Origin of the sequence: Nodularia sp. UHCC 0506 (assembly GCF_034931045.1) — a bacterium.
Lineage (GTDB): Bacteria > Cyanobacteriota > Cyanobacteriia > Cyanobacteriales > Nostocaceae > Nodularia.
Window position 1 is genome coordinate 1,690 of record NZ_JAYGHH010000088.1, and the last position, 5,023, is coordinate 6,712.

At 39.1% G+C, this 5,023-nt stretch carries 4 protein-coding genes and 1 pseudogene; all 5 read right to left on the reverse strand.

Annotated elements, in window-relative coordinates:
* The coding region (locus VB654_RS24835; RefSeq protein WP_323216504.1) for an HsdR family type I site-specific deoxyribonuclease at positions 1–2,526 on the reverse strand (2,526 nt) is incomplete at its 3' end.
* Complete coding sequence (locus VB654_RS24840; RefSeq protein WP_323216505.1) at positions 2,526–2,741, reverse strand: hypothetical protein; 216 nt, start codon at positions 2,739–2,741, stop codon at positions 2,526–2,528. The genes VB654_RS24840 and VB654_RS24835, both read right to left, overlap by 1 nt.
* A complete protein-coding gene (locus VB654_RS24845) occupies positions 2,728–3,213 on the reverse strand; it encodes a PIN domain-containing protein (RefSeq protein WP_323216506.1) in 486 nt (161 codons plus the stop codon). The genes VB654_RS24840 and VB654_RS24845 overlap by 14 nt, the downstream gene beginning before the upstream one ends.
* A gap of 14 nt (positions 3,214–3,227) precedes the next feature.
* Complete coding sequence (locus VB654_RS24850) at positions 3,228–4,562, reverse strand: restriction endonuclease subunit S (RefSeq protein WP_323216507.1); 1,335 nt, start codon at positions 4,560–4,562, stop codon at positions 3,228–3,230.
* A pseudogene (locus VB654_RS24855) lies at positions 4,562–5,023 on the reverse strand (type I restriction endonuclease); the annotation flags it as partial. The pseudogene VB654_RS24855 and the gene VB654_RS24850, both read right to left, overlap by 1 nt.

The following is a 5,023-nucleotide window of genomic DNA, read 5'->3' on the forward strand; positions in this document are numbered from 1 at the left end:
GGTTTTTAAATCTTTATAATCATAACTGGCTAGTTTTACCTCCCCCCGTACCTGTTCGTAATGCTTAATTTCTGCTTGAATAACTGCGATTTCGCTGGGGGTATATCCGGCTGATTCCATATCATTGGCGAGATGAGCATAAGCCCGGATGTATGCGGCTACACTTTTATAAAGCGTGTGGCGTTTTTGTTCGTTGTTTTTTAAGTCCGTGGGGTTGGTGGTGTCACCGCAAAAATAGCGAATATAGGCGGGTGTGTCTTGGGGAGGTTCCACCGGTTCGCACAAAATTTTAATTGCTTCTCTGGCGTTGTTGAGGTTTTCTCGACCTTGTTCTAGTCTGTCGGTTAATAAGCCGAGAATATCATCTGCATCATAATCGGCAAAGGCTTCTGAGGTATAATCAGTAACGGATTTTTCTAAACTTTTAAATAGGTCTTTGTAGTCGATAATATAACCATATTCTTTATCGGCACTATCTAAGCGATTGACTCGACAAACGGCTTGAAATAATCCATGATCTTTCATGGTTTTATCTATATATAGATAGGTAGCAGCAGGCGCATCAAATCCTGTTAGCAGTTTATCTACTACTATCAGCAGTTTCATTTGTGCGGGTGATTTGATAAATGTGCTTTTGACTTCTTCCTCAAATTTCTCTGGGGTTTTCCCGTTGAGCATTTTTTGATAAATTTCATATTGTTGAATTTTCTCCGTGGGTTCATCTTCGCCGGTGGTTTCACCTTTAATACTTTTTAAGGAAGCATCATAAGAGGTGATAATGGCGCATTTGCTAAAACCCTTGGCTTGGAATAATTCATAATATTTACAAGCTTCGTAAATGCTTCCAGCTACGAGGATGGCGTTACCTCTGCCGTTTTGCAGGCGGTCTTTGGTGCTAAAGTCAAATAAGATATCATTGACAATTTGACTAATGCGGGATTGGGAACTGAGAACTTTTTGCATGGTTCCCCAGCGTTTTTTGAGTTCGGCTTGCGCGGTTGCAGTTAAGCCTTTGGTTTTAGCAGCAAACCATTGATCTATTTTGGTTTGTGAGGTGATATACTGTTCTACATTGCGAGCTTCATAACGCAAGTCTAAGACTACTTGATCGCTGACGGCTTGGTTAAATTTGTAGGTGTGAATGTAAGCGCCAAATACTTCGTTACTATTGTTTTTGTCTTTTTTTAGTAAGGGTGTACCTGTAAAGCCAATGAATAAAGCCTGGGGGAGAATTTGCTTCATGGCTTTGTGTAAGTCTCCCGACTGGGTGCGGTGACATTCATCGACAAAGACATAAATATCGCCTTTGGCTTGAAAGTCTGCGGGTAAACTGCGTTTTAGTTCGGCGATGTATTTTTTATATTCGCTTTGCTGTTTTTTTGCGTCTTTTTGGCGAAATTTATGGATTAAGGAGCAAAGTAACCAGGGTTTGGTACTATTTAGTTGGGTGATTAAGTCTCTCCCGCTTTTGGTGCGATAGATGTCTTCGTTGACTCCTAAAAAGACGTTTTTAATTTGTCCGTCTAGTTCTTCCCGGTCGGTGATAATTAAGACGCGACCATTAGGGTTATATTCCCTTATCCATTTGGTTAACCACACCATTGTCAGGCTTTTACCACTGCCTTGGGTATGCCATATTATACCTCCTTCCTGGCGCTGGATGTAAGTTTGGGCGGCTTTTACGCCAAAATATTGGTTATGGCGACATAGTTTTTTGATTCCACTGTCAAAAACGATAAAGTCGTGGATGAGTTCTAGAAGTCTCTGTTTTTCACACAGTTGTAAGAGGTGTGTGTCGAGGGAACCTAATTCCCCCTTTTCTGGGAGGGAAGGGGGGACTGGAGAAGTAGAAGAGAGATTTAAATCTATCTCTGTAGGGGAGGGGTGGGGATTTTCTTCTTTCCAGGTGAGGTAATATTGTTCTGCGGTTTCGATGGTTCCATAACGCAGTCCTTCGGTGTTGTTTCCGGCCATGACCAATTGCATGGTATGAAAGAAGGGTTTAATAAAGATGGATTTTTGATTGTCGAGGTTTTGGCGGATACCTTGGGAAACGGAAACGGTGCTGCGTTTGAGTTCGAGAACGCCGAGGGCGATACCGTTAATATATAAAACTATATCTGGGCGTTTGGTGTTTTCTCCTTTTATGGTGACTTCTTCTGCTATGGCGAAGTGATTTTTGTGGGGTTGTTTCCAGTTAATTAGCCAAATGGTTTGGGTGTTTTCTCCTACTTCTTCTTTAATTTTGACTCCATAGCGCAGGAGGCTATAAACGGCTTTGTTGATGTTGTAGAGGTTTTGGTTTTGGTCGCCTGTGTTTTTGTGGAGTTCATTCAAGGCTTTGGTGATGAGGGTGTGGTTGTAGCCTTGGGTGTCGCGCAGGAAGGTGGTTAATAAATCGGTTTCGATGTTGCTGTTATTCGGTCGGTCTTGCCAATTTCCCAAATATTCATAGTTTAACTGGTGCTGGAATAACTGCACGATGCGGTTTTGAGTTTGGCGTTCTAGTTGTCCGACCTGGTTCATTATTGTTCTTGGTTTTGGGAGTCAGATATTGTTTGGCGTTGCTGAATGTCTATGAGGATTTCATCCATTGTTACCTCATCCAGCCATTGGTGACGTTCTTTGGTGTAGTCTCCACTTCCATTGTCAAATTGGCGAATAAATCTGATAGCATCAGGATATCCCAAAGCATCGACTAGGGCTTGAAATCCTTTTCTATATAATTCAATTGGGGTCATTTTCTTCTCCTTCTACAAAATTGGTGGTAACTTCTGCTAACCACATCATTGGATTAGCAACTATTATATTTATGTCATTCTTATAGTTTAATGCTCTTGACAATAGACGGTTATCAGTTGTGAGAAAGATGTCAGCTTTACCTTCAGCACACGCAAGATGAAGCGCATCAAAATTTTTAATATTAAATTTTGTTAATTCTATAGCTCGTCTAGACATTTCTGCGGTAATTAAAATCTTATATTGAGCGATCGCTAATCCTTCTTCTACCTGTTGTCTTCTGGTTACATCTGGGGTTCTAGCAATTTCTGCTTCTAGGGCTGTACTACTGACTAATTCCCATTCTCCAGATCGACAACGGCTGAGAATTTCTAAAATTGCTTCTGTTTCTAGACGAATTGGCAAATGTGTTTGGTCGTCAAATGGACGATTTAAACAGCAAACATCAAGGTATATTTTATATTTTTTAGCCATAGCGTTTAATTATCTTAATTATATTTTAGGCGAGTTTTTCCGGTTAACAGTTCTTGCATCATTCCCTGTTTTAGGGTTTTGTGTTTTTCCAGCTTTTTTTCTAAACCCTCTATTTCTGCGTCCATGTCGGTGAGGATTTGAGCTATGGCTTTTTGTTCTTCTGGGGGAGGAAGGGGAATTTTATATTTCTTTAAATTAGTAGTACTTATAAATGGTTGATCAGTTCCAACTGCGCTCTCTTCGACAAACTTCTTAATAAACTTAGATAACAGATAAAAAGCATATTTTTTATTATAAGTTTGATTTAAAAATATAATTTTCCCAACTCGTTGGTACAGAATAGCTGGAATATCTGTATTTTTTGCAATTGCAATTTTTAGCTTTCCATTAGTGATTGGTCTATTCAGAGCCAATAAAATATCATTTTCTTCAATAACTAAATCTTTATGTTTTTCAGCATAGTCTTGTGGCAGATGAGCAATAGATTCCCACTTTATACTTCCATACGAAACGTTATCTATTCTTAATAGCTTGACTCCATGATTTTTATATTCAGCCTTCTTAAAGCCCAAGCCAGAAATAATACTCAGATTATCCCTATAACTTACAATATTCCAATCTTCAGGAATTTCTCCGATTTCAGTTTGCTTATAGCTGTAACCTTCACCAAAACCGGGGAGGCGTTTTTTGCCGGTGAGGAGTTGCTGCATTGTCCCCTGTTTGATGTTACGCTTTTTGGTGATGAGTTGATCTATGGCTGTAATCAGTGCATCAACATCACTTAAGGATTGTGCGATCGCTTTCTGTTCAGCAAGCGGGGGAAGAACAAAAGGAAGTTCTTTCTGCTTGGTAATTCCTATATAAGAACGTGTTCCTCCACCAGAAAAATTTTGTAAAATTGTTTGGAATTTTCTACTTTCAAAAAAGTATCGAATAAATAAGTTTGTAATTTTATTACTATCTTTAACTCTGTAGTATGTTACCTGTGGAGTAAGCATTATATAAGGAGTAAAAATCTTACCAACAATAGTTACATTCCCTACAGTACCTTTATGGGTAAGCAATACATCACCCGCCAAAGAAAATCCTTTTTGCAAATTGTCAGCTTGTTCTTTTTTGATAAAGTGACAATTGTTTAAGTCTAAAATTCCATCATGAATGCTATTTGCCATTATGAACGGAATTCCATAACTCACATAATCTTTGCCTTTTGGATGGATATTACCATGATTGCCATCTAAAGGTTTTTCAATAATATTATTATCTACTAATTGATTAATAGAACAAATAACCCAATCTTCAGGAATCACACCCAACTCAGTTTTTTTATAGCCATGTGGTATATCCATCACCAAACCAACCCCATACTTTGCAAATGCGCCTCAACCCGACGAGACAACACCTCAACCTCATTATTCAACTGGGGTAAAGGCGTATCATACCGTTCCGATAACTCCTTAATTCTTTGAGTTAACCGTTGAGAAATCCGATCCATTTCCGAATTAATCGCACCTCGCAAAGTCGCCATCCACTTATCATCAATCACCAGGGTTTTAATTTCATCCGAACTTAACTGCTTATATTTCTCTAAAACCTTGTCATCCAGTGCTTCAGTTGCGGCTTTGATTTGTTTAATAACTTCCGCCTCTTGCTCAATTAACTTTAAATAAACCTTTAACACCTTTAACTCATCCGCAAAAGTCCGCTCATTTTTAATCAATTTCAGGCGATTATTCAGACTTGCCTTAGAAATTTTACCATTATCCCCCGTGACTTCCTCCAGCAAACCCTCCTCACCGCCATATTCCTC

Bases quoted from the DNA above. Each gene is read 5' to 3' on its own strand.
- VB654_RS24845 (WP_323216506.1), bottom strand. From the start codon at position 3,213: ATGGCTAAAAAATATAAAATATACCTTGATGTTTGCTGTTTAAATCGT.
- VB654_RS24840 (WP_323216505.1), bottom strand. From the start codon at position 2,741: ATGACCCCAATTGAATTATATAGAAAAGGATTTCAAGCCCTAGTCGAT.
- VB654_RS24850 (WP_323216507.1), bottom strand. From the start codon at position 4,562: ATGGATATACCACATGGCTATAAAAAAACTGAGTTGGGTGTGATTCCT.